The sequence below is a fragment of the Acidovorax sp. KKS102 genome (genome assembly GCF_000302535.1).
In the GTDB taxonomy this organism is placed as follows: Bacteria; Pseudomonadota; Gammaproteobacteria; order Burkholderiales; family Burkholderiaceae_C; genus Acidovorax.
The window spans coordinates 4,181,315-4,203,152 of sequence record NC_018708.1; the positions used below are offsets into that span (position 1 = coordinate 4,181,315).

Genomic DNA, 21,838 nt, shown 5'->3' on the forward strand with positions numbered 1-21,838 from the left:
ATACGATGGGGCGATGATTACTTGCCACGGAGGGCCAGAACTTCAGCAGGCTGCACCAGCTGGCCGGTCTTGTTGGACCAGTTGTTCTTGGTGTAGGTGACCACGGCGGCGATGTCGGTGTCGCTCAGCTGCGCCCATGCAGGCATGGCGCCATTGTTCTGGCCCTTGAGCAAGACCTGGATCTGCTTGGCATGGTCGGCATCCAGCACCACGGCAGCACCGTCGAGTGGCTTGATGGGGCCAGCGCCCTTGCCGTTGGCTTGGTGGCAGGCAGCGCAGTTGGCCGCATACACCTTCTCGCCGCGCTTGAGGATGTCGTCCAGCGCCCACACCTTCGTGGGGTCGTCCAGCTTGGCTGCGGCCTTCTTCTTTTGTTCGGCCACCCAGGCGGTGTAGTCCTCGGCGGACACCACCTTCACGTGGATGGGCATGTAGGCGTGTTCCTTGCCGCACAGTTCTGCGCACTGCCCGTAGTAGTCGCCGATCTTCTCGGCACGGAACCAGGTGTCACGCACAAAGCCAGGGATCGCGTCCTGCTTGATGCCGAAGGCAGGCACCATGAAGGCGTGGATCACGTCGTTGGCCGTGGTGATGATGCGGATCTTCTTGTTGACCGGGACCACCATGGGGTTGTCCACCTTGAGCAGGTAGTTGGCGGGGGCGTCCTTGACGTTGCCGCTGTCAGACATCACACGGTGGCTGCTGTCCAGTGTGGAGATGAAGGCCAAGCCTTCGCCTTCGCCGGTGATGTAGTCATAGCCCCATTTCCACTGGTAGCCCGTGGTCTTGATCGTGAGGTCGGCGTTGGTGGTGTCCTTCTGGGCGACCAACACCTTGGTGGCGGGCAAGGCCATGAGGATCACGATGATGAACGGCACAATGGTCCAGACCACTTCAACCGTCACCGACTCGTGGAAGTTGGCAGCCTTCGCACCCTTGGAGCGACGATGCTTCCAGATCGAGTAGAACATCACGGAGAACACTGCAACAAAGATCACCGTGCAGATGATCAGCATCATCCAGTGCAGAAAATGCTGCTCTTCTGCGATCTTGGTGACGGGCGGCGCCAGGTTCAGCTGGTTGACTGCAGGGCCGCCAGGCAGGTCCTGAACGGCATGGGCTGCGGAGCCCACCCATGCACCGGCAATCAGCAGCAGAGAAGCCAGCTTGTTGGAAATGCTCTTCATAGTTCTCACTTACTTCTAAGCCTCAATTTAACCAATCCCTTTCGCGCGCCTGCGTGGGGTCAGGCAGCGCGCAAGGCCATGCGGATCTCCGATGCCAAGGCCGGCCGGAGCTCTGGGCGCACATAGCGCCCCACCTCCACCGTACGGCCCTGTGCAGACAGCGTGATCAGCGAATGGTCTCCCGTCTTGGGCTCTACGCGAACCCGGCTCCGGTCAAACTCCGCGCGCTCCAGCCTGCCTGCTGTCTCCAGCTCCACCACAAGGCGTGAGCCCTGCAATGAAATCCTCTCGCCATCCGCCGCATGGCGACCGTACATGGCGAATGCAATCCCTACTGCCACGATTTCGAGCCAGGCGAAGGGCATCACCAGGTGAGCGCCGAGCATCCAGAAGAATGTCGCGATTCCCAGGGACACCACACACAACGACAGATACATCCAGCCCAATTGCGTCGGCGTGACCGAACAATTGCGAACCAGACGCCAGTCAATGCGCTGACCCGACACCGTGGCAAAACGAAAAACCAAGCCCGTCACCGTGAGTGCTCACAAGACTGCCGGCTGCAGCACACGTTGCGCCTTGGGCACAACAAGCACAGCCTGCCAAATTGCGCGGGAAGATGCCCGAAATCTCAATAGCCAAGAATTGTAGCGTGCCTTGTTCCAAGTCATTGACACGCCGTTACAGGTTAGTTCTCAGTGCCGCCCTTGCGCAACATGGCGCGCATGTCCTGCAGCGACACCGCACTGCTGGAACTGACGCGCACCCGGGGTGCAGGCTTGAAGGCATGGCCATAGATGATTTCAAAAGTCAGTGCCAACTGACCTCCCTGGCCCGGATCGGCCAGACGCTCGGACAGCACTTGGTAGAGCTTGTCGCGCCAGCGCCGTGCGCGCAATGAGGGAAAGCGATCAGGATGCAAATTCGCACCCAGCTCGCGCAGCTCTTGAACCAGCCGCTCGGGCGTGGCAAAGGTGAGCGTGATGCGCTCCATGTCCATCACCGGCTCTGCAAAACCGGCGTGCACCAGCATGTCTCCCCAGTCATGCATGTCGGTGAAGGCATGGCCCGCGGGCGGCCACCCCATGGCGGCATACACGCCGTGCAGCTCACGGAGGGTGTCCGGTCCGAGACACGAGAACATCAGATAGCCATCCACCGCCAGGGCACGGTGCCAGCGGCCGATCAGGTCTTGCGGGTCGGCCGCCATGTGCAGCGCCATGTTGGACCACAACATCTGCACGCTGGCATCGGCCGGCGGCCCCATTTGCAAGGCCCCGGCACCCCAGCGGGCGGGGTTCCACCAGGGCTTGGCCAATGCCTGCCTCGCCACAGGTTCGCAATGCGCGCTGGTCTCATACACCTGGCAACGCGCCTGCGGGTAGCGAGCACTCACCAGGGCATGCGCCTGCAGACCCCCACGCACTGGGTCCCAATGGCACCAGGAGGCGGGTGCCTGGCGAATCCACTGCAACCGGTCCTCCATGCGGCGCGCCACCTCTTCGTGCAGCCAGGGGGACGCGGCCGGGGCCGCAGCATGCCAGCGGGCTGCGGCAACAGGATCAATGGTGGGGGGGCGCTCGGAGGACATGGGCGGGGCAGAAGGACGCGCGAGTATATTGATTCATGCTCTTTTTGGGTTTGCCAGGGATTTCACGCCGCCTCCACGCCTGGGTGGACAAAGTGCCTAGCCAGTGCGCCGTGTGCCACGCCTGGCCGTCCCAGCGTGTCTGCAATGCGTGTGTGATGCGGTTTGCCCAGCCTGCCACGCGTTGCCAGCGCTGCGCGCTGAGGGTGCCCGAAGGGGTTGCTGTGTGCGGCGCCTGCCTCCAGAACCCGCCCAGCTTCGACGCCTGCATTGCCGCCGTAGACTACGCGTACCCCTGGGCCGACGCTCTGGCGCAGTTCAAGTTCAGGGGCGACCCGGGATGGGGCAGGGCCTTGGCCACCCTGATGCGCAGCACGCCCTGGATGGAGCCGGCACTGGAGGCGGCCGACCGGGTGCTGGCAGTCCCCCTGTCCACCGAGCGCCTGCGCGAGCGGGGCTTCAACCAGTCAGCCGTTCTGGCAAGGCAACTGGCTGGTGCCAAGGCGGACTGCCACACGTTATTGCGCCTGCACGCCACCGAGGCCCAAAGCGGCCTGCCCCGGGTGCAGCGGCTGCGCAATCTGCGCGGCGCCTTCGCCGTGGAACCCGCCCGCGCAGCCAGCCTGCGTGGCCAGCGGGTGGTACTGATCGACGACGTGATGACCACGGGCGCCACCCTGCATGCAGCCACCTTGGCACTGCGCGAGGCAGGCGTGGCTCACGTCACGGTCGCTGTGCTGGCGCGCACGGGGCTGGACTGAAAAGCGCCAGACAGGTACCGAACCGGCACCGAACAGACACCGAACAGGTACTAAAGGGATACTTTTGATTACGAGCGGTTGCTCAACTCACAGGTCCAACGATGACAATGGCGGTCATGTTCCATATCGTCCTCGTCGAACCCGAGATTCCGCCCAACACCGGCAATGTGATTCGCCTGGCGGCCAACACCGGGTGCTCGCTGCACCTGATCGAGCCCCTGGGGTTCTCGATGGAAGACCGCCAGATGCGTCGTGCAGGGCTGGATTACCACGAATATGCCAGCGTGCAGGTCCATGCAGGCTGGACGGCCTTTCTGCGGGACACCCAGCCGGACCCGACCCGGATGTTTGCGATGACCACCCACGGCTCGCAACCCGTGCACTCCACCTGCTTTCTGCCCGGCGACTGGCTGGTGTTTGGCGCGGAAACGCGGGGGCTGCCCCCCGAGTTGCGCGAGAGCTTCCCACCAGCGCAGCGCCTGCGCCTGCCCATGGTGCCCGGTCAGCGCAGCCTCAATTTGTCCAACGCCGTGGCGGTCACCGTGTTCGAGGCCTGGCGGCAGAACAGCTTTGCCATGCCTGATGGGCAGGTGATGGTCGAGCCCGAGGGCACGATCATCAGCGGGTTCGCACAGCTCAACTGAGCTGGCCGGACTTTTCCGCCATGGCGCGGGGCACGTGTTCGGCCAGGAAGTCCAGAAACACCCGCGTGCGCGCGGGCAGCATGCGGCCCGAGGGCAGCGCCGCATAGATCGTGTAACGCGAAAAGATCCAGCCCGGCAAGATGTGCACCAGCTCGCCCCGGGCCAGGTGCTCCTCGGCCAGCAGGCGCGACGTGACAGCCACGCCCGCCCCATCCACAGCGGCGCGCATCAGCAGCTCGGTACTGACGGACTGCAGCACCGCCGGTGCGTCCACCTCTTCGTCTGGCACGTCCGCCCGCAGCGACTGCAGGCGCAGCTTGCGGCCAGGCCCTGACTGCAGGCGCACGGGCGCGCTCGAATCGCGCAGGTAGTCGTGGTGAATCAGGTCTTGCGGCTCACGCGGAATGCCCCGGCGTTCCAGGTAGTCAGGAGACGCCACCACGATCGCCTCACCCTGCACCAGAGGACGCGCGACGATGTTGGCGTCGAAGTCCTCGCCCGCCACCATGATGGTCACGTCGAACTCATCCACACGGCTGGAGGCATAGGCGTCCATGCTGATGTCGAGCATGAGCTTGGGATAGTAGGCATGCCACACCGCCACCATGGGGGCCAGAAAGTTGGTGGCCAGCACCGGCGCCGCCACGATGCGGATGGTGCCGCGCAGATCGCGCGTGCTGGCGGCAGCGGCGGCCTCGGCGTCGTCGATCTCGTGCAGGATGGCGCGCACCCGCTGCAGGTACGACTCCCCCGCGTCGGTGAGCGCCAGCTTGCGGGTGGTGCGCTGCAGCAGGCGTGTGCCCAGGTGCTGCTCCAGCTCGGCCACCATGCGGGTGACCACGGGGGGCGACATGTCCATGGCGCGGGCGGCGGCGGCAAAGCCGCCCTCCTCCACCACGCGTTCGAAAATTTTCATGGCTTGCAGGCGGTCCATGGTTCAGACCTCCTGCCCGATGGCAACCCGGCTCAGGCCGGGGCGCCGAAGTTGCGCGCCAGCGATTCGGCCACGCACACCGGCTTGTCGCTGCCCTCGCGCTCCACAGTGACCAGCCAGGTCATCTGCATGCCATCGGGCGCCACGGGCTCGGCAGCCTGCAGCGTGAGGCGCGCGCGCAAGCGGCTGCCCACCGGCACCGGCGCCGTGAAGCGCACCTTGTTGAGCCCGTAGTTCACGCCCATGCGTGCCCCCTCGATCGTGAGGCCCACTTCGAAGAACTTGGGAATCAGCGACAGCGTGAGAAACCCGTGCGCAATGGGCGCGCCAAATGGCCCGGCCTTGGCACGCTCCGGGTCCACGTGGATCCACTGGTGGTCGCCCGTGGCCTCGGCGAACAGGTTGACCTGCTCCTGCGTGATGGTGATCCAGTCGGTCACAGCGACCTCCTGGCCCACACAGGCGCTGACTTCGGAATAAGAGCGGAAGATTTTCATCGTTGCAATGTAGCCCCGCGCTCTGGCGCGCCTTGTCTGCCGGGTGACAGGTGTTTTCCCGGGGGGATGGATGTACGTCGTGCTTCACGCTGTCCTTCAAGAATTGAGCCACGTGCAGATCCCTTGCCACTGCTCCAGGTCGCGCGCCACACGGCCGGGGGCCACGTCAAACAGCGTGAGGCCGTGTGCTGCCAGGTGGATGTAGTTTTGCGTGTCGCGCAGATAGCCCAGCACCGGAAACCCCAGGCTGTCCACAAAGTGGTGCAGTTGCTCGGCCGCCTTGGTGCGCGCATCCACCCGCATGCCGACGATGCCCACGGGCACCCCGGCGGCGTGGCGGTGCTCGGCCAACTGGTCCAGAAAGGCCCGCGTGGCAAAAATGTCGAACACGCTGGGCTGCAGCGGCACAATGACCTTGTCGGCCAGCTTGAGCACGTCGTTCAGGCGCCAGCCGTGCAGGCCGGCGGGCGTATCCAGCACCGCGTGCGTCGTGCCCTTTGGCGGGCGGCTGATGACGTCCGAGCTGGTGTCCCAGCTGCCGATGGGGCGCGCAGCGGGCGGGCGCAGGCCCAGCCACAGCCGGGCGGACTGCTGCCGGTCGGTGTCGCCCAGGATCACGGGATGCCCCTGGCTGGCAAAGTAGCCCGCGATGTTGGTGGACAGCGTGGACTTGCCCACGCCGCCCTTCGGGTTGGCGACAACAACTACTGGCATGACAAGCTCCTTGGAATCTGCAGGTCCATGAAAATACAAGCCAAATCAGCCTCAAGCGCAATATCCATATGCGCTAGCAGCTATCAAATCAGAAGCACCCTCTGACACTCCAGCGGTGCCGCAGCCGCCTCAGGCGTGCTGGCCGCCGCGCTTGACGAAGAACAGCCCCGCCCCCACCGCCATCAGCAAACCTCCGAACACGCGGTTCTGCGCCCGCACGGCCCGCGCACTGCGCATCAGACGGCGCAGGGCACTGGCCCCCGCAGCGTAGCCGTGCATGACCACCACGTCCACCGTCACGGTGGTGGCGGCCATCACCAGCAGCTGCATCCACAGCGGACGCGTGTCGGTCATGAACTGGGGCAGCACGGCCACCATGAAGATGATGCCCTTGGGGTTGGTGGCGTTGGTCAGAAAACCGGTGAGGCAGCGCTTTTGCCAGGTGCCCGCCGACTCGGTCTCATCCCCTTGCACCGGCGATTGGTCGCCAGCCCGCCACTGGCAGAAGCCCACATAGATCAGGTAACACGCGCCCAGCACCTTGACGATGCTGAACGCCACCTCGGACGCCAGCAGCAGCGAGCCCACACCCGCCCCAGCAATCAGCAAAATCAGCAGCAGCCCCAGCTGCAGGCCCACGATGGTGGCGCCCGTCTTGCGCACGCCGAACGACAGACCATGGCTCATCGACAACACGGCCCCCGAGCCCGGCGACACCGCAATCAGGCAAGACGCCGCAAAAAAAGCCAGCCAAGTCTGCAAATCCATGGGTCACCGTGCCTGTGTGCGAAGAAGGGCCCGCATCTTAGCAACGCGGGGCTCCATGCACCATGATCTGCATAAAAACAGGCTCAGGCGCTAGATAATCATGCCTTAATAGCTATCAAATAAATAGCATCATATATCCAACCCACGGCACCCAACCCAACGCCTTGCAGCGGTGCCAGAATCTGCCACACCCGCCCCACTCATCGGGGGCGCGGTGTTCTGCCTCCCCACGACGACCCCCAAGCGCACGCCCATCCATGGAACACGCCCCCACCTGGCTCACCTACGGTTTCCTGTACCTCACCGCCGCCGTGCTGGCCGTGCCCATTGCCAAGGCGATGGGCCTCGGCGCCATCATTGGCTACCTGGCAGCGGGCATCGCCATCGGGCCCTGGGGCCTGGGGCTGGTGAGCAACGTGCAGGACATCCTGCACTTTGCCGAGTTTGGCGTGGTGCTCATGCTGTTCCTGGTCGGGCTGGAGCTGCAACCCAGCCGCCTGTGGGCGCTGCGCCACCCCATTTTTGGCACCGGCACCGCCCAGGTGCTGGGCTGCGCGGCAGTGCTGTTCGCGCTGGGTGCGCTGGCCGGCCTGCCCTGGCGCGTGAGCCTGGTGGGCGCGCTGGGCCTGGCGCTGTCGTCCACAGCCATTGCGCTGCAATCGCTGGCCGAGCGCAACCTGATGCGCACACAAAGCGGCCAGGCCGGCTTCTCGATCCTGCTGTTCCAGGACGTGGCTGCCATCCCCATCCTGGCCTTGCTGCCCGTGCTGGGCGCGGCCGCCGGTGAGGGCGCAGGCCACACCCCGGGCGAGATGGTGCTGGAGGTGCTCAAGATCGTCGGCGTGATCGCGGCCATCATCCTGGGCGGGCGCCTGCTGCTGCGCCCCGTGCTGCGCTGGATCGCCAAGAGCAAAACCCCCGAAATCTTCACCGCCGCCGCGCTGCTGCTGGTGGTGGGCATTGCCTACCTGATGGTGCTGGTGGGCCTGTCAATGGCGCTGGGCGCCTTCCTCGCCGGCGTGCTGCTGGCCGACAGCGAATACCGGCGCGAGCTGGAGGCCGACATCGAGCCCTTCAAGGGCCTGCTGCTCGGGCTGTTCTTCATCGCCGTGGGCATGAGCATTGACTTCGGTGTCATCTTGCGCTCGCCCGGCCTCATGGCCGCCATCCTGGTCGGCTTTCTGGCGGCCAAGGCGGTGGTCATCTACGCACTGGCCAAGGTGGTCGAGATTCCCTACCAGGAGCGCCCCGTCTTCACCCTGCTGCTGGCGCAGGGCGGCGAGTTCGCGTTTGTGGTGTTCCAGGCTGCTGCGGGTGCCAGCGTGTTCCCCGCCGAAACTGCCTCGCTGCTGATTGGCGCCGTGGCGTTGTCGATGCTGATCAGCCCGCTGCTGCTGGTGCTGCTGGACCGCGTGCTGCTGCGCCGCTATTCCCAGCTCAAGACCGCCAAGCCCCAGGCCGAGGAAATCTCCGAACCCCAAGAGGCGCCCATCATCATCGCGGGCTTCGGCCGCTACGGGCAGATCGTCTCGCGCGTGCTGCTGGCCCAGGGCATCCCCACCACCGTGCTGGACCACAGCGTCGACATGCTGGAGGTGGCGCGCACCTTTGGCTACCGCGTGTTCTACGGCGACGCCACCCGCCTCGACCTGCTGCGCATTGCCGGGGCCGAACACGCGCGCATCCTGGTGGTGGCCGTGGACGATGCCGAGCAGTCCCTGCAAATCGCCAAGCTGGCGCGCGAGCACTTCCCCCACCTGCAGATCGTGGCCCGCGCACGGGATGTGACCCACTGGAACAAGCTGCGCGACCTGGGCGTGACACTGGTGCAGCGCGAGCTGTTCGAGTCCAGCCTGCAAAGCGCCCACACCGTGCTGGAGCTGATGGGCCTGCCCCCCGCGCAGGCCACCGCCATCACCCAGCGATTTCGCACCCACAACATCGCGCTGGCCGACCGCATGTACCCGCACCACAAGGACCGCGCCAAGTTCATTGCCGTGGCGCGCGAAGGCCGCAACCAGTTTGCGGAGCAGATGGCAAGGGAGCGGCAGGAGAGTGCGGCGCTGAACGCCACGGGGGGGGATTACCCGGGGTATGGAAGGGGCGCAGATGGCGATGGGCACAGCAGGCCAGTCAGCGCGCCAGAGCTAGAAAGGAAGGCTGCAAGCGACTGAAAAATTGAGATTCATAGCTATATCTTCCATAGCATAGAGTCCCCAAACAGTTGCTGTCCTTAGCCCCTCGTACCCACATCGCTACGCCCGAACAGCGCCCATGAACATTCCACTCGATGCCCCATGGATTCAGACCTTGCGTCTCGTTCTGGAGGTGGCCGCCACCGTGGCGTTCGCACTGTCGGGCGTGATGGCCGCCGCACGCAAGCGGCTGGATGCCGTGGGCGTGTGTGTGGCGGCCTTCGTGGCCGCGTTTGGCGGAGGCACGCTGCGCGACCTCTTGCTCGACCAGCGGCCCTTTTTCTGGATTCGCCACACCGAATTTGTGTGGGGCATTCTGGCGCTGTGCATTGGCGCCATGCTGTTCATGCGCCAGCGGCACTTTGAGCCCACCGAACGCGCCATGCTGCTGCCCGATGCCATCGGCCTGGGCCTGTTTGCCGCTGTGGGCGTGGACATTGCCACCGCCGTTGGCATGCCGCCCATCATCGGCGTGATGATGGGCGTGATCACCGGCGTGTTTGGCGGCGTGCTGCGCGATGTGCTGTGCAACGAGGTGCCCCAGGCCTTCAGCGACCACCGGCCCTACGCTCTGTGCGCCTTTGCCGGCGGCTGGGCCGATGTGGCCCTGCGCCACCTGCAGGCGCCCGACTGGGCGCCGCTGGTGGCCTGCGTGGTGCTCACGGCCGGGCTGCGCGGGCTGGCGGTGTGGCGCAACTGGGAGCTACCCGCCTGGCGGGTGTGACAGGCGCATACAGCCCTGCCGAGCAAGGCTGGCGCGCCTGTGACAGCATCAGGAGCCCGGGGCCCGCACACTGGCCCCCGTCCGACTGCAGGAGACACACCACAATGACCACCGCACCCACGCCCACCCACCTGCGCGCCACGGCCCTCATCGACAGCGACGCCCCCGCCATCCAGGCCTTTGCCGCCCAACACGCACGCGGCACCACCGACCGCGAGCGCGCCGTGGCCCTGTACCTGGCTGTGCGCGACGGCTTTCGCTACGACCCTTACCGCATCGACCTGTCGCCCCAGGGCATGACCGCCAGCACCGTGCTGGCCAACGGTTACGGCTGGTGCGTGCCCAAGGCCGCGCTACTCACCGCTGTGTGCCGCGCGGCGGGCATCCCGGCGCGCATGGGCTTTGCCGACGTGCGCAACCACCTCAGCACCGAGCGCATGCGCGAGACCATGAAGACCGACCTCTTCATCTGGCACGGCTACACCGACATCTGGCTCGATGGCGCCTGGCGCAAGGCCACACCGGCCTTCAACATCGAGCTGTGCGAGCGCTTCGGCCTGCTGCCGCTGGAGTTCGACGGCGAGAACGATTCCATCTATCACCCGTTCGACAAGTCGGGCGCACGCCACATGGAATACGTGCACCAGCGCGGCGCGTTTGACGACATGCCCCTCGCGCAGATCGTGGCCGACTTTCGCACGGTGTACAGCGGCTGGCTGCAGGGCGACGCCACCCGCAGCAGCCTGCAGGACGCTAGTTTTGCCAACGACATTGAAAAGGAAGCCCGCTGATGACGCACGCCCCCGAGAACGCCACCACTGCCCCCCTTCCCGAGGGCTTTGCCCCGCTGGTGGCGGGCGGCCCTTACATCCAGCACAACGGCCCGCTGTATGTGCTGCACCAGGGCAACGTGGTGAAGTTCGGCTTTCGCGTGGAGCCGCGCCACACCAATCCCATGGGCAACCTGCACGGCGGCATGATGGCCACCTTTTGCGACATGCTGGTACCCCTGTCGGTGCACCGCAAAAGCGACCAGGTGTCAAACCGCTTCCTGCCCACCATCAGCCTGCAGATCGACTACCTGGCCCCCGCCCCGCTGGGCGCCTGGGTGGAGGGCGAGGCCGAGCCGCTGCGCATCACACGCTCGCTGGTGTTTGCGCAGGGCCTGGTCACCGCCGACGGCGTACCCTGTGCGCGGGTGAGCGGGGTGTTCAAGATCGGGCCTGAAGTGCCCAGCAACGCGGTGGAGTGAGCGGCCCTGGGCCGCAGGCCACAGTAGTCAAAACCTGAACCGCACCGCTCAGGCGGTGCCCAGCGCAGCCACCACAAACTCCACAAACCGCGCCAGCTTGGGCAGTTGCCGCCGGTCGGGCGCATAGACCAAGTGCACCGGGCGCGGCACGGGCAGGCAGTGCTGCATCACCGGCACCAGCGCACCGCTGGCCAGGTCGTCGGCCAATAGCACTTCGGGCTGCATGATGAGGCCCAGGCCGCGCAGTGCCGCCTGGCGCAGGCCGTCGCCCTGGTTGCACACAAAGCGTGCGTTCTCAGGCCAGAAGAACTCCTCCTCGCCGTCGCGCAGCGTCCACTCCACCCGGCGTTGCCACACCGAGTGGCTCAGGCACTGGTGCTGCGCCAGGTCGGCCGCGCGCCTGGGCGTGCCGTGGCGCTGCAGGTAGGCAGGGGCCGCGGCAATCACCATGCGGTAGGGACGCAGCGGGCGTGCCACCAAGCCCTCGTTCACCACCTGGCCAATGCGCACGGCCACGTCAAAACCCTCGCCTGCCAGGTCCACCACACTGTCGGTGAGCTGCAGGTCCACGCGGACCTGGTCGTGGCGCTGCAGAAAGTCGGCCACCAGCGGCGCGATCACATGGTTGCCCAGCGTGAAGGGCGCACTCACCCGCAGCAGGCCCTGGGGCACGGCGCGGCTGCGCTCCACGGCCGACTCGGCCCAGCGCACCTGCTCCAGCACGCGTTTGCTGTCTTCGTAGAACGCGGCGCCCACCTCGGTCAGGCTGTTCTGGCGGGTGCTGCGCTGGAACAGGCGGGCGCCCAGGTGGGCTTCGAGCTGCTGGATGTGCTTGCCCACCATCACGGCCGATATCTGCAGCTGGCGCGCGGCGGCGGCAAAGCTGCCCGCCTCCACCACCGCCACCATGACTTCCATGTTGCGCAGCTTGTCCATGGCAACTCCCTCAATTACTAATCAATGGTTAGCACAAGCATAACTTGCAGGCACTTTATGCATTGATTGATTAGCAAAAGAATCGGGCTGTCAGTTCCTCATCAACCCCTTTTTGACACCAAAGGAAAACACCATGTCCAAGATTCTTCTCATCGGCGCCAGCGGCACCATCGGCCAAGCCGTGCTGGCCAACCTGGGCGCGCGCCACGACGTGATCACCGTGGGCCGCAGCAGTGGCACGCACCGTGCGGACTTCTCGCAGCCAGGCGCGGTCGCCCAACTGTTCGAGGCGGTGGGCAAAGTCGATGCCATCGTGAGCACAGCGGGCAATCTGTACTTTGGCCCGCTGGCGGAGATGACGCCCGAGCAGTTCAACATCGGCCTGCAAGACAAATTGCTGGGCCAGGTGCAACTGGCGCTGGTGGGCCATAAATACTTGAACGATGGCGGCTCCATCACGCTGATCAGCGGCGTGCTTTCCATCGAGCCCATCCGCAACGGCGCCAGCGCCACGGCAGTGAACGCGGCCATCGAAGGCTTTGTGGCCGCCGCCGCCATCGAGCTACCGCGCGGCCTGCGCATCAACGCCATCAGCCCCACAGTGCTGGCCGAATCCATGGGCAGCTACGGGCCGTTCTTCCCGGGGTTCGAGCCCGTTCCCGCCGCGCGCGTGGCGCTGGCCTACCAGCGCAGCGTGGAAGGTGCGCAGACGGGGCGTGTGTACCGGGTGCAGTGAGCCCGGCTGCCTGATATAAAACAAAAATAGCTGCTACCGCCTGTTGTACACGCGGTAGCAGCTATCAATTTGGTAGCTGAAAAATCTCAGTAGCGCTTAGTCCAGGCTCGCCCCAGATTCCTTCACGACCTTGCCCCACTTGACCGACTCGGCCTGGATGAAAGCAGCGAACTGCTCGGGCGTTTCGCTGTAGGTCTCTGCGCCCTGCTCGTTGATCTTCTTCTTCACATCGGCCTGGTTCAGCACCTTGACCAGTGCGGAGTTGAGCTTAGCCAGCACCGGCCCGGGTGTGCCTGCGGGTGCAAACATGCCGAACCACGAGGTGGCTTCATAGCCCGGCACGCCCGCTTCGGCGATGGTGGGCACGTTGGGCAGCTCGGGCGAGCGCTTGGCCGTGGTCACTGCAATGGGCACCAGCTTGCCGCTGCGCACATGCTGGATGGCCGAGGGCATGTTGTCGAACATGATGCCAATCTGGTTGCCCAGCAGGTCGGTCACGGCCGGGGCGCTGCCCTTGTAGGGCACGTGCACCATGTCCACCTTGGCGAGGCTCTTGAACAGCTCGCCCGACAGGTGGATGGAGCTGCCGTTGCCCGACGAGCCAAAGTTGACCTTGCCGGGGTTGGCCTTGGCGTAGGCGATCAGTTCCTTCACCGTCTTGTAGGGCTGGGCGGGGTTGGCCACCAGCAGGTTGGGCACATTGGCCACGCGCGTCAGCGGCGCGAAGTCCTTGATAGGGTCAAACGGCATCTTCTTGTACAGGCTGGCGTTGATGGCGTGGGTGCCCACCGTGCCCATGAAGAGGGTGTAGCCATCTGCCGGCGCCTTGGCCGCCATGGCGCCGCCGATGTTGCCGCCCGCGCCCGCGCGATTGTCCACGATGACCGACTGGCCCAGCTCGGTGGTCAGCGCCTGGCCGATGATGCGGGCCAGGATGTCGGTGGTGCCGCCTGCGGCGAAAGGCACGACGATGGTGACGGGCTTGCTGGGATAGGCCTGGGCCAGTGCAGCGCTGCTGCCCAGCAGGCCCGCACCTGCGATAGCGGCTATACCCGCGCAGGCAGCGGCCGACAGCGCGAAACGGCGGGTGGTTTGGATGGAACGGGTCATGGTTTGTCTCCTTCAAGAAGGTGGATGAAAGGGGTCTCACGGACGCGACATCCGGCCGCGCCGTGGCCTCAACCGGGCGCCGAGGCCTCCGGGCGAGAACAGGGGTGTGCCCCTTGCGGGGCGGCAGGGAAGATCAGTTCAAGTTGCTAAGAGCGGCTAACAAAACTCAGCGAAGCGGTTCTAGCTAGGCGCTGTGTCGCAGGCAGTACGAGCAGTACGACAAGACACAGCAACGACGCCAGAAGAGCTTTGTTAGCCGCTCTAAACAGGCGCCACTCCCAGCGTGGTGCCTCCGCACACGTACAACACTTGCCCGGTCACGAAACCGTTGTCGGGCGAGAGGAAGAACAGCGCCGCGCGTGCCACGTCATCGGGCGTGCCCATGCGGCCCACGGCGATGCTGTTCAGGATGCGCTGCGTTTGCGGCGCACCGTCGGGGTTGCTCTGGCGGAACAGCTCGGTGGCGATGGGGCCGGGGCCAATCGCGTTGACGGTGATGCCGTCACGCCCCAGCTCCATGGCCAGCGTGCGTGTCATGCCGATCATTCCGGCCTTGGTGGCGGAGTAGACGATGCGCTCGCCCTTGCCCAGCGCGGCGCGCGACGACATGTTGACGATGCGGCCCTGGCCGCAGGCGCGCAGTGTGGGCAAAAAGGCTTGCACCAGCAGCATGGGCGCGCGCAGATGCAGGCCCACCACGTCATCCAGCTGCGCGGTGGTCGCGGTGTCGATGGTGCCGGGGCGCGTGGCGCCCGCGTTGTTCACCAGCGCCGTGACGTTGTGTTTGGCCGCGATCTCGGCCGCGCGTTCGCGGGTCGAGGCTTCATTGGTCAGGTCGCCCTGGTACGAGATGAGACGCGGGTGGCTCCAGCTGGGCAGCACGTAGTCCAGATTGACCACGGCGTGGCCCTGGGCCAGCACGGCCTCGGCAATCGCGCGGCCGATGCCGTTGCTGGCACCGGTGATGACGGTGACCGGCGTGGGGTTGCGCTCAATCACGGTCACACGCGCTCCAGAATCACGGCAATGCCCTGGCCCACGCCGATGCACATGGTGCACAGCGCGTACTTCCCGGCGTGTTCGTGCAGGCGGTTGACGGCGGTGGTGACCAGGCGCGCGCCGCTGGCGCCCAGCGGGTGGCCCAGCGCAATGGCGCCGCCCCAGGCGTTCACGCGGGCGTCGTCGTCCTTGATGCCCAGCGCACGCAGCACGGCCAAGCCTTGCGCGGCAAAGGCTTCGTTGAGTTCGATCACATCCATGTGGTCGATGGTCAGACCCGTCTGCGCCAGCACCTTCAGGGTGGCAGGCGTGGGGCCAAAGCCCATGATGCGCGGCGCCACACCGGCCACGGCCATGCCCACCACGCGGGCGCGGGGCTTGAGGCCATACTTGGCGGCGTTGGCTTCATCGGCCAGCAGCAGCGCGCAGGCGCCGTCGTTCACGCCGCTGGCGTTGCCCGCCGTCACCGTGCCATCGGGGCGCACCACGCCCTTGAGCTTGGCCAGCGCTTCGATGCTGGTCTCACGCGGGTGTTCGTCCTGGCTCACGATGATGGCTTCGCCCTTCTTTTGCGGGATGTGCACCGGCACGATCTCGCGCGCCAGGTGGCCGGCCTTGATAGCAGCCACGGCGTTGAGCTGGCTGCGCAGGGCCATCTGGTCCTGGGCTTCGCGCTCGATCTTGAAGTCGGTCGCCACGTTCTCCGCGGTTTCGGGCATCGAATCCACACCGTACTTTTCCTTCATCAGCTTGTTGATGAAGCGCCAGCCAATCGTCGTGTCATACACCGCGTTGTTGCGGCTGAAAGCGCTCTCGGCCTTGGGCATGACGAAGGGCGCGCGGCTCATGCTCTCCACGCCGCCCGCGATCATCAGGCCCGCCTCGCCCGCCTTGATGGCGCGCGCTGCAGTACCCACGGCGTCGAGCCCCGAGCCGCACAGGCGGTTGACGGTGGCGCCGGGCACGTCGATGGGCAGGCCCGCGAGCAGGCTGCTCATGTGGGCCACGTTGCGGTTGTCTTCACCAGCCTGGTTGGCGCAGCCGTAGAGCACGTCGGTCACCGCCGCCCAGTCCACGCCGGGGTTGCGCTCCATCAGCGCCTTGATGGGAATGGCGCCCAGGTCGTCGGTGCGCACGCTGCTGAGCGCACCGCCGTAGCGGCCGAAGGGGGTGCGGATCGCGTCGCAGATGAAGGCTTGGCGGGTCGTCATGGTTTTTGTCTCCTCGGTTCTCGGGTGGGTTTGATAGGTGCGGTCAGGCCGCCGTGGTCTGCGGGGCCCAGATGGGCAGGCCCACCAGTTGCTCCAGCTCGGCCAGCGACAGCCCGGGCACGGTGTCGATGAGCTGCAACCCGGTGGGCGTGCAGGCCAGTGTGCACAGATCGGTGTAGATGCGCTTCACGCACGCGACACCGGTGAGCGGGTAGGTGCACTGCGTCACGATCTTGCTCGCGCCCTGCTTGGTCAGCAGGTCCATCATCACCCAGGTCTGCTTGGCGCCGATGGCCAGGTCCATCGCGCCGCCCACGGCGGGGATGGCGCCGGGCTCGCCCGTGCTCCAGTTGGCCAGATCGCCCGTGGCCGACACCTGGAAGGCGCCCAGCACGCAGATGTCCAGGTGGCCGCCGCGCATCATCGCGAAGCTGTCGGCGTGGTGGAAGTACGCGCCGCCAGGCAGCAAGGTCACCGGCTGCTTGCCCGCGTTGATGAGGTCGTAGTCCTCCAGCCCCGCAGCGGGCGCCGGGCCCATACCCAGGATGCCGTTTTCGCTCTGCAGGATGACCTCGCGGCCGGCGGGGATGTGGTTGGCCACCAGGGTGGGTTGGCCGATGCCCAGGTTGACGTAGGCGCCGTCGTGGATGTCTTGCGCCACGCGTTTCGCCAACTCGTCCTTACTACGCTTTTGATAGCTGCTCATGCTTATTCTTCCTGCGCTTGCGGCCAATATCACGCGGATTTCTTGAATCCGCCCGCCTGCGTGGCCGTGCGGTCGATCTTGACGACATGCGTGACGTAGATGCCGGGGGTGACGATGGCCTCCGGGTCCAGCGCGCCCAGCTCCACCACCTCATGCACGGTGGCAATCGTGGTCTTGGCAGCCGTGGCCATCACAGGGCCGAAGTTGCGCGCCGACATGCGGTAGGTGAGGTTGCCCCAGCGGTCGCCCTTTTCCGCCTTGATCAGGGCCACGTCGCCGTGGATGGGGTACTCCAGCACGTAGTGTTTGCCATTGATCTCGCGCGTCTCCTTGCCCGCCGCCAATTCAGTGCCGTAGGCCGTCGGGCAGAAGAAAGCGCCAATGCCCGCGCCCGCAGCGCGCAGGCGCTCGGCCAGATTGCCCTGGGGCACGAGTTCGAGTTCGAGCTTGCCGCTGCGGTACAGCTCATCGAACACATAGCTGTCGACCTGGCGCGGAAAGCTGCAGATGATCTTGCGCACCTGCCCGGCCTTGAGCAGCGCGGCCAGACCCTGGTCGGCATTGCCGGCGTTGTTGTTGACCACAGTGAGGTCGCGTGCCCCCTGGGCGATGAGGCCGTCGATCAGCTCACCCGGAATGCCGGCCGTGCCGAACCCGCCTATCAACACCGTGGCACCATCCTTCACCCCCGCAAGGGCCTGGGCCACCGAGTCCGCCAGTTTGTTGATCATTGCAACGCTTTCTTGGTTTGCTTGTATTGTCTCGTTTCTCTGAAATTTGTTCGTATATAGAACAAATGTTCGCTTAAAGAATTATAGTTGGCATACGTATGAATTTCCAAACCCCTGAAGCCAAAGACCCCAAACCCAGCGACAGCTATGTGCAGTCGTTCGCGCGCGGGCTGGAGGTGATCCGCTCGTTCAGCGCGGCCACACCGCAGCAAACCTTGAGTGAAGTCGCCGCGCAGACGGGCCTGACCCGCGCAGGCGCGCGCCGGATCCTGCTCACGCTGCAGACGCTGGGCTATGTGGAAACGGACGGCAAGCTGTTTCGCCTGAGCCCGCGCATCCTGGATTTGGGGTTTGCATACCTGTCCTCGCTGCCCATCTGGAACCTGGCCGAGCCGGTGATGGAAGACCTGGTGGAAGAGGTGCGCGAGTCGTCATCGGCCGCCGTGCTCGACGGCCTGGACATCGTCTATGTGCTGCGCGTGCCCACGCACAAGATCATGCGCACCACGCTGGGCGTGGGCTCGCGCCTGCCCGCGTGCTGGACCTCCATGGGCCGCATGCTGCTGGCCGGGTTGCCGGACGACGAACTGCAGGCCCGGCTGCAGGGCCACCCCCTGCAACGCTTTACCGCGCACACCACCACGGATATGGAGGCGTTGCTGGCCCACATCCGCCAGGCGCGACAGCAAGGCTGGTGCCTGGTGAACCAGGAGCTGGAAGAGGGTTTGATTTCGATTGCTGCGCCTCTGACCAACCGCACAGGGCAGACGGTGGCGGCGCTCAACATCAGCGGTCAGGCCAACCGCACGAGTGCGGCCATGATGCAGGAGAGCCTGCTGCCCGCGCTGCTGAGTGCGGCGCGGACCATTTCGCGCATGATGGGGGCGCCGCGGGGATAGGCGCCTTGGGACGAACGGAGCATCCTCAACGGGAGTTGGGGGTCACCCATCGCGACGAGCGCCTGAAACTGAAGCACCAACACTCGTCTTACGTGGATAGGGCAAGGGCCGGAGCCGCAACCCCAGCCGCTCGCCACGACGGGTGAACGATGGGTGACCTCAGTTCTTGCGAAAGCCCAGCACCAACACCACGCCGCCCAGCACCATCGCGCCCAGGCTCATCCACTGCGGAATGTTGACGGACTCTTTTTCCTTCACGGTGAGTTCCAGCGGCCCCAGCTTGGCCTGGGTGGTGTCCTTGGTAAAGCTGAAACCACCGGTCAAAAACCCGGCCAGGCCCAGCACCAGCAGCAGGACACCCACAATTCGCATTGCCTTCATGACAGTTCTCCCAACATGCCGGGTTTTGAGGACTGCGACAAAGGGGTCCCGGCTCCCTGCCTTTGCGCCAGCCCAATGTAGGTGCGCGAGCCCGCCGCCCGCGTAGGACGCCGCCCCGGCGCCCTGTAGCGCACAGGCGCGACCCGCACGGCCCAATCTCTGTCCTCCGTACTTACCGCCCCTGCGCATGCCAAGCCCTTGCCCTGCGTGCTACCCTCACGCTCCATGTTCAGCCCCTCCCAAGCCGATGTGCGCCGCTTTCTGTGCGGCGTGCACGCCAAGACCCAGAGCGGCGCCCCCATGGAAGCCATCGAAACTTTGGCCAGCCTGTGGATCGCCGAGCACCCCGAATACCATGGCGACCTGTCGGATGCCGACGCCGCCGTGGCGCGAAACTACGACGAAACACCGGGTCAGACCAATCCGTTTTTGCACCTGTCGATGCACCTGTCGATCAGTGAACAGTGCAGCATCGACCAGCCCCGTGGTATCCGCCAGGCGGTGGAGTTGCTGACGGCACGCCTCGACTCGCTGCACGACGCACACCACGCCGCCATGGACTGCCTGGGCGAGATGCTGTGGGAAAGCCAGCGCTCCGGCCGCCCGCCGGATGGCAATGCCTACATTGCCGCCGTGCAACGCCGCGCCACGCGCGATTGATCCAGCAAGCCTCTGAGAAAGCGACAAAGGCCAGCGCCCCATGAGCACTGGCCTTTGTTTTTGGTGGTGAAAGCCCTTCGGGGACGATCAAGCCGTTTCGTAATGCGTCTGGCGCTCTTCCATCGCCTTCCAGCCAATCACTTCCTTGAAGTCGGCCATGCTGGTCTGTCCACAGGGCAAACCGTCCACATCGCCCGTGCGACGTGCCGACAGCGTCGCCAGATTCTTCTGCAAAGCATGCACCGTGCTCATCAGCGTCACCACCGGGTAGGTCGCAAAGGCTGCCACCTCTTCGATCTGCGAGCGCGTCAGGCGCGACATCCACAGCCCCTGCATGAGCTGCAGCGACAGCCGACGGCCCGAGGCATTGCGCAAGCGCACCAAATCCTCATAGCCCTTGAAGGTGCGCGAGATGGGCTGGATCAGGTCCGCACCGGCCTCGGCAAAACGCACGGCACGCTCGATAGCCTCCTCGGGGTCGGCCACATCGGTGCGGGCCACGATCAGGAAGTCCGGGTCATGGCGAGCATCCACCGCTGCCTTGATGCGCGCTACAGCGTCGGGGATGGAGACCACGGGCGTCACGGCCGCCGCCGCCGGGCAGCGCTTGGGACTGATCTGGTCTTCGATCGAGATCGCAGCCACACCCGCCTTCTCGAACTCACGCACTGTACGGGCAACGTTGATGACGTTGCCGTATCCGGTGTCGGCATCTGCAAACACCGGTTTCTTCACCACATTGACGATGTTGTGCACCACGCCCACGTTTTCGGTCAACGTGTAGACCTCCATGTCTGGCTGGCCCAGCAAGGATGCCGAGATGCCAAAGCCGGTGGTGAAAATCCCGTCAAAGTCCGACTGGTCCACCAGCAGGGCCGACAGGGCGTCTTGCGCGCCCGCCATCCAGAAGGTCGGGCCTGACTGGATGCGCGCACGCAGCTGTTGTCGCAAGCTCTTGGTCATGGTCAGGTCCTCAGCGCTTCACAGGGTCGATATAGCTGCCCATGGACACGAACTTCTGGTCCTTGAGCTCCATCAGCGCCACGCCTGTCTGGCCGCGCCGCGCATAACCACCAGCACTGATAGGCTGGAAGGTGATCTTGGGGCCGATCTTCTGGTCAAAATCCTTCATGCCATCTAGCTCAGCAACCACCTTGGCACGGCTGGGCTCGGCACCGGCACGCTTCAGCGCCTCGACGGTCACAGCGGCCGACGAATAGCCCATCAGCGCCATCGACGTGGGTGCCGACTTGGGGTACAGCTTGGCGTAGCGCTGGAAGAACGACTGGATGGCCGGGTTGTTGCCGTCCACCGCGTCGTAGTACGAAGCCACGTACAGCTTGGACTGCGTCTTGCCCAGCAGCTCGATGAATTTGGGGTCGTTGAGCCCGCCCGCACCGAACACCGTAGGCTTCCAGCCCAGTTTTTCGGCACCGCGGAAGAACTGCACGGCCTCCTGACCCAGCGCGTAGACGATGACTACATCGGGCTCGGCCTGCTTGAGCTTGAACACCTGCGAGGTAAGGTCGGTCGCAAACCGCTCGAAGGTCTGCGCCTCAACCAGCTTCATGCCGTGCTTTTCCATGCGCTGCACGGCAATGTCGTAGGCTGGCTTGCCCCAGCCGTCGTTCTGGTAAAGCATCGCGATCTTCTTGGCCTTGAGCACCTCGACCGCGTGGTCGATGTAGGCCGCCGTCTCGGTGGACTGGGGCGATGGCAGCACGTACAGCAGGTCGCGCGGCGGGTTGGAGGTCAGGTCCGAGATGCTCAGCGCGCCGATGGTGGGAACCTTCTTGGTGGAGCTGTATTCGTAGGCGCTGATGTTGGTGGCGTGGCCGATATTGCCAACCATCGCGAACACCTTGTCGCGCTCGACCAGCAGCTTCGCATTGGCCACCGACTTGGCGGGCTTGAGTTCGTCGTCATAGGTGATCAGCTTGATCTTGCGGCCGTTGACGCCGCCCTGCTCGTTGACCATGTCGAAGTAGGTGCGCATGCCCTCATCCACGGCCTTGCCCATGTAGGCCAGCGTGCCCGACAGCGGCTGCGATGAGCCCAGAACGATCTCCTGGGTCAGCACGCCCTCTTCCTTGTTTTCGAATGCCTGGGCACTGAAGGATGCAGCAATCAGCGAGGCGGCCGCTGCGGCCAGCAGGGTACGGCGTGGAATGAAGTGACTCATGGTTTGTCTCCTGTGTTTATCGG

The 21,838-nt window shown here is 65.2% G+C and carries 25 protein-coding genes; 9 read left to right on the forward strand and 16 right to left on the reverse strand.

Annotation, left to right across the window (positions count from 1 at the left end; genetic code table 11):
• Window positions 1–17: 17 nt before the first annotated feature.
• From coxB to C380_RS19210, 3 genes are all read right to left on the reverse strand, one after another.
• Complete coding sequence (coxB, locus tag C380_RS19200) at window positions 18–1,187, reverse strand: cytochrome c oxidase subunit II (protein ID WP_015015506.1); 1,170 nt, start codon at window positions 1,185–1,187, stop codon at window positions 18–20.
• Between the two features lie 59 nt (window positions 1,188–1,246).
• Window positions 1,247–1,723 carry a DUF2244 domain-containing protein gene (locus tag C380_RS19205; RefSeq protein ID WP_015015507.1) on the reverse strand — a complete coding sequence of 159 codons (477 nt, stop codon included), beginning with the start codon at window positions 1,721–1,723 and terminating at the stop codon, window positions 1,247–1,249.
• A gap of 152 nt (window positions 1,724–1,875) precedes the next feature.
• Complete coding sequence (locus tag C380_RS19210) at window positions 1,876–2,778, reverse strand: methyltransferase domain-containing protein (protein WP_015015508.1); 903 nt, start codon at window positions 2,776–2,778, stop codon at window positions 1,876–1,878.
• Between the two features lie 35 nt (window positions 2,779–2,813).
• On the opposite strand from C380_RS19210, the gene C380_RS19215 reads away from it, so the two are divergent.
• Together C380_RS19215 and C380_RS19220 are read left to right on the forward strand one after the other, a co-directional pair.
• Window positions 2,814–3,536: a ComF family protein gene (locus tag C380_RS19215; protein ID WP_015015509.1), complete on the forward strand. Its 723-nt coding sequence runs from the start codon at window positions 2,814–2,816 to the stop codon at window positions 3,534–3,536.
• 116 nt (window positions 3,537–3,652) lie between these two features.
• Window positions 3,653–4,180, forward strand: coding sequence for a tRNA (cytidine(34)-2'-O)-methyltransferase (locus C380_RS19220; protein WP_015015510.1), 528 nt, complete (start codon window positions 3,653–3,655; stop codon window positions 4,178–4,180).
• Here the strand turns inward: C380_RS19220 and C380_RS19225 are convergent.
• The 4 genes from C380_RS19225 to C380_RS19240 all read right to left on the reverse strand — a co-directional run bounded on the left by C380_RS19225 (window position 4,173) and on the right by C380_RS19240 (window position 7,093).
• Window positions 4,173–5,114, reverse strand: a complete 942-nt coding sequence (locus C380_RS19225; protein WP_015015511.1) for a LysR family transcriptional regulator — start codon at window positions 5,112–5,114, stop codon at window positions 4,173–4,175. The genes C380_RS19220 and C380_RS19225 overlap by 8 nt on opposite strands.
• A 32-nt stretch (window positions 5,115–5,146) precedes the next feature.
• Window positions 5,147–5,611: a MaoC family dehydratase gene (locus tag C380_RS19230; RefSeq protein WP_015015512.1), complete on the reverse strand. Its 465-nt coding sequence runs from the start codon at window positions 5,609–5,611 to the stop codon at window positions 5,147–5,149.
• A 96-nt stretch (window positions 5,612–5,707) separates the two neighbouring features.
• On the reverse strand, window positions 5,708–6,325 hold the full coding sequence (locus C380_RS19235) for a ParA family protein (RefSeq protein ID WP_015015513.1): 618 nt from the start codon (window positions 6,323–6,325) through the stop codon (window positions 5,708–5,710).
• A 129-nt stretch (window positions 6,326–6,454) separates the two neighbouring features.
• Window positions 6,455–7,093 (reverse strand): LysE family translocator, encoded by a 639-nt coding sequence (locus tag C380_RS19240; protein ID WP_015015514.1) that lies wholly within the window; start codon window positions 7,091–7,093, stop codon window positions 6,455–6,457.
• Between the two features lie 257 nt (window positions 7,094–7,350).
• On the opposite strand from C380_RS19240, the gene kefC reads away from it, so the two are divergent.
• From kefC to C380_RS19260, 4 genes are all read left to right on the forward strand, one after another.
• Window positions 7,351–9,267, forward strand: a complete 1,917-nt coding sequence (kefC, locus tag C380_RS19245; RefSeq protein ID WP_015015515.1) for a glutathione-regulated potassium-efflux system protein KefC — start codon at window positions 7,351–7,353, stop codon at window positions 9,265–9,267.
• A gap of 100 nt (window positions 9,268–9,367) precedes the next feature.
• Window positions 9,368–10,012 (forward strand): trimeric intracellular cation channel family protein, encoded by a 645-nt coding sequence (locus C380_RS19250; RefSeq protein ID WP_015015516.1) that lies wholly within the window; start codon window positions 9,368–9,370, stop codon window positions 10,010–10,012.
• 104 nt (window positions 10,013–10,116) lie between these two features.
• Window positions 10,117–10,803, forward strand: coding sequence for a transglutaminase family protein (locus tag C380_RS19255; RefSeq protein WP_015015517.1), 687 nt, complete (start codon window positions 10,117–10,119; stop codon window positions 10,801–10,803).
• Window positions 10,803–11,264 (forward strand): PaaI family thioesterase, encoded by a 462-nt coding sequence (locus tag C380_RS19260; RefSeq protein ID WP_015015518.1) that lies wholly within the window; start codon window positions 10,803–10,805, stop codon window positions 11,262–11,264. Before C380_RS19255 ends, C380_RS19260 begins: the two co-directional genes overlap by 1 nt.
• A gap of 48 nt (window positions 11,265–11,312) precedes the next feature.
• On the opposite strand, the gene C380_RS19265 is transcribed toward C380_RS19260, so the two are convergent.
• Entirely contained in the window at window positions 11,313–12,200 is an 888-nt protein-coding gene (locus tag C380_RS19265; RefSeq protein WP_015015519.1) for a LysR family transcriptional regulator, read from the reverse strand.
• Window positions 12,201–12,333: 133 nt separating this feature from the next.
• Between C380_RS19265 and C380_RS19270 the strand changes: the two genes are divergently transcribed.
• The gene (locus C380_RS19270) at window positions 12,334–12,936 is read left to right on the forward strand and encodes a short chain dehydrogenase (protein WP_015015520.1); all 603 of its coding nucleotides are present in this window, start codon (window positions 12,334–12,336) and stop codon (window positions 12,934–12,936) included.
• Window positions 12,937–13,032: 96 nt separating this feature from the next.
• Here the strand turns inward: C380_RS19270 and C380_RS19275 are convergent, their stop codons facing one another.
• From C380_RS19275 to C380_RS19295, 5 genes are all read right to left on the reverse strand, one after another.
• Window positions 13,033–14,046, reverse strand: coding sequence for a tripartite tricarboxylate transporter substrate binding protein (locus C380_RS19275; RefSeq protein WP_015015521.1), 1,014 nt, complete (start codon window positions 14,044–14,046; stop codon window positions 13,033–13,035).
• Between the two features lie 261 nt (window positions 14,047–14,307).
• On the reverse strand, window positions 14,308–15,051 hold the full coding sequence (locus C380_RS19280) for an SDR family NAD(P)-dependent oxidoreductase (RefSeq protein WP_015015522.1): 744 nt from the start codon (window positions 15,049–15,051) through the stop codon (window positions 14,308–14,310).
• Window positions 15,048–16,256 (reverse strand): 3-oxoadipyl-CoA thiolase, encoded by a 1,209-nt coding sequence (gene pcaF, locus C380_RS19285; RefSeq protein ID WP_015015523.1) that lies wholly within the window; start codon window positions 16,254–16,256, stop codon window positions 15,048–15,050. The genes C380_RS19280 and pcaF overlap by 4 nt, the downstream gene beginning before the upstream one ends.
• 43 nt (window positions 16,257–16,299) lie before the next feature.
• Window positions 16,300–16,962 (reverse strand): 3-oxoacid CoA-transferase subunit B, encoded by a 663-nt coding sequence (locus C380_RS19290; RefSeq protein ID WP_015015524.1) that lies wholly within the window; start codon window positions 16,960–16,962, stop codon window positions 16,300–16,302.
• 29 nt (window positions 16,963–16,991) lie between these two features.
• Window positions 16,992–17,693 (reverse strand): 3-oxoacid CoA-transferase subunit A, encoded by a 702-nt coding sequence (locus tag C380_RS19295; RefSeq protein WP_015015525.1) that lies wholly within the window; start codon window positions 17,691–17,693, stop codon window positions 16,992–16,994.
• A gap of 98 nt (window positions 17,694–17,791) precedes the next feature.
• On the opposite strand from C380_RS19295, the gene C380_RS19300 reads away from it, so the two are divergent.
• On the forward strand, window positions 17,792–18,592 hold the full coding sequence (locus tag C380_RS19300) for an IclR family transcriptional regulator C-terminal domain-containing protein (protein WP_015015526.1): 801 nt from the start codon (window positions 17,792–17,794) through the stop codon (window positions 18,590–18,592).
• 159 nt (window positions 18,593–18,751) lie between these two features.
• On the opposite strand, the gene C380_RS19305 is transcribed toward C380_RS19300, so the two are convergent.
• The gene (locus tag C380_RS19305; RefSeq protein ID WP_015015527.1) at window positions 18,752–18,973 is read right to left on the reverse strand and encodes a hypothetical protein; all 222 of its coding nucleotides are present in this window, start codon (window positions 18,971–18,973) and stop codon (window positions 18,752–18,754) included.
• Window positions 18,974–19,198: 225 nt separating this feature from the next.
• Between C380_RS19305 and C380_RS19310 the strand changes: the two genes are divergently transcribed.
• The gene (locus C380_RS19310; RefSeq protein ID WP_015015528.1) at window positions 19,199–19,633 is read left to right on the forward strand and encodes a DUF1841 family protein; all 435 of its coding nucleotides are present in this window, start codon (window positions 19,199–19,201) and stop codon (window positions 19,631–19,633) included.
• Window positions 19,634–19,720: 87 nt separating this feature from the next.
• Here the strand turns inward: C380_RS19310 and C380_RS19315 are convergent, their stop codons facing one another.
• Together C380_RS19315 and C380_RS19320 are read right to left on the reverse strand one after the other, a co-directional pair.
• The gene (locus C380_RS19315; RefSeq protein WP_015015529.1) at window positions 19,721–20,596 is read right to left on the reverse strand and encodes an oxaloacetate decarboxylase; all 876 of its coding nucleotides are present in this window, start codon (window positions 20,594–20,596) and stop codon (window positions 19,721–19,723) included.
• Between the two features lie 10 nt (window positions 20,597–20,606).
• The gene (locus tag C380_RS19320) at window positions 20,607–21,815 is read right to left on the reverse strand and encodes an ABC transporter substrate-binding protein (protein ID WP_015015530.1); all 1,209 of its coding nucleotides are present in this window, start codon (window positions 21,813–21,815) and stop codon (window positions 20,607–20,609) included.
• Between the last annotated feature and the right edge of the window lie 23 nt (window positions 21,816–21,838).

What these genes read in the sequence shown, in the direction of transcription:
- coxB (WP_015015506.1), bottom strand. Translation starts at nt 1,187, where the DNA reads ATGAAGAGCATTTCCAACAAGCTGGCTTCTCTGCTGCTGATTGCCGGT.
- C380_RS19210 (WP_015015508.1), bottom strand. Translation starts at nt 2,778, where the DNA reads ATGTCCTCCGAGCGCCCCCCCACCATTGATCCTGTTGCCGCAGCCCGC.
- C380_RS19215 (WP_015015509.1), top strand. Translation starts at nt 2,814, where the DNA reads ATGCTCTTTTTGGGTTTGCCAGGGATTTCACGCCGCCTCCACGCCTGG.
- C380_RS19220 (WP_015015510.1), top strand. Translation starts at nt 3,653, where the DNA reads ATGTTCCATATCGTCCTCGTCGAACCCGAGATTCCGCCCAACACCGGC.
- C380_RS19225 (WP_015015511.1), bottom strand. Translation starts at nt 5,114, where the DNA reads ATGGACCGCCTGCAAGCCATGAAAATTTTCGAACGCGTGGTGGAGGAG.
- C380_RS19230 (WP_015015512.1), bottom strand. Translation starts at nt 5,611, where the DNA reads ATGAAAATCTTCCGCTCTTATTCCGAAGTCAGCGCCTGTGTGGGCCAG.
- C380_RS19235 (WP_015015513.1), bottom strand. Translation starts at nt 6,325, where the DNA reads ATGCCAGTAGTTGTTGTCGCCAACCCGAAGGGCGGCGTGGGCAAGTCC.
- C380_RS19240 (WP_015015514.1), bottom strand. Translation starts at nt 7,093, where the DNA reads ATGGATTTGCAGACTTGGCTGGCTTTTTTTGCGGCGTCTTGCCTGATT.
- kefC (WP_015015515.1), top strand. Translation starts at nt 7,351, where the DNA reads ATGGAACACGCCCCCACCTGGCTCACCTACGGTTTCCTGTACCTCACC.
- C380_RS19250 (WP_015015516.1), top strand. Translation starts at nt 9,368, where the DNA reads ATGAACATTCCACTCGATGCCCCATGGATTCAGACCTTGCGTCTCGTT.
- C380_RS19255 (WP_015015517.1), top strand. Translation starts at nt 10,117, where the DNA reads ATGACCACCGCACCCACGCCCACCCACCTGCGCGCCACGGCCCTCATC.
- C380_RS19260 (WP_015015518.1), top strand. Translation starts at nt 10,803, where the DNA reads ATGACGCACGCCCCCGAGAACGCCACCACTGCCCCCCTTCCCGAGGGC.
- C380_RS19265 (WP_015015519.1), bottom strand. Translation starts at nt 12,200, where the DNA reads ATGGACAAGCTGCGCAACATGGAAGTCATGGTGGCGGTGGTGGAGGCG.
- C380_RS19270 (WP_015015520.1), top strand. Translation starts at nt 12,334, where the DNA reads ATGTCCAAGATTCTTCTCATCGGCGCCAGCGGCACCATCGGCCAAGCC.
- C380_RS19275 (WP_015015521.1), bottom strand. Translation starts at nt 14,046, where the DNA reads ATGACCCGTTCCATCCAAACCACCCGCCGTTTCGCGCTGTCGGCCGCT.
- pcaF (WP_015015523.1), bottom strand. Translation starts at nt 16,256, where the DNA reads ATGACGACCCGCCAAGCCTTCATCTGCGACGCGATCCGCACCCCCTTC.
- C380_RS19290 (WP_015015524.1), bottom strand. Translation starts at nt 16,962, where the DNA reads ATGAGCAGCTATCAAAAGCGTAGTAAGGACGAGTTGGCGAAACGCGTG.
- C380_RS19295 (WP_015015525.1), bottom strand. Translation starts at nt 17,693, where the DNA reads ATGATCAACAAACTGGCGGACTCGGTGGCCCAGGCCCTTGCGGGGGTG.
- C380_RS19300 (WP_015015526.1), top strand. Translation starts at nt 17,792, where the DNA reads ATGAATTTCCAAACCCCTGAAGCCAAAGACCCCAAACCCAGCGACAGC.
- C380_RS19305 (WP_015015527.1), bottom strand. Translation starts at nt 18,973, where the DNA reads ATGAAGGCAATGCGAATTGTGGGTGTCCTGCTGCTGGTGCTGGGCCTG.
- C380_RS19310 (WP_015015528.1), top strand. Translation starts at nt 19,199, where the DNA reads ATGTTCAGCCCCTCCCAAGCCGATGTGCGCCGCTTTCTGTGCGGCGTG.
- C380_RS19315 (WP_015015529.1), bottom strand. Translation starts at nt 20,596, where the DNA reads ATGACCAAGAGCTTGCGACAACAGCTGCGTGCGCGCATCCAGTCAGGC.
- C380_RS19320 (WP_015015530.1), bottom strand. Translation starts at nt 21,815, where the DNA reads ATGAGTCACTTCATTCCACGCCGTACCCTGCTGGCCGCAGCGGCCGCC.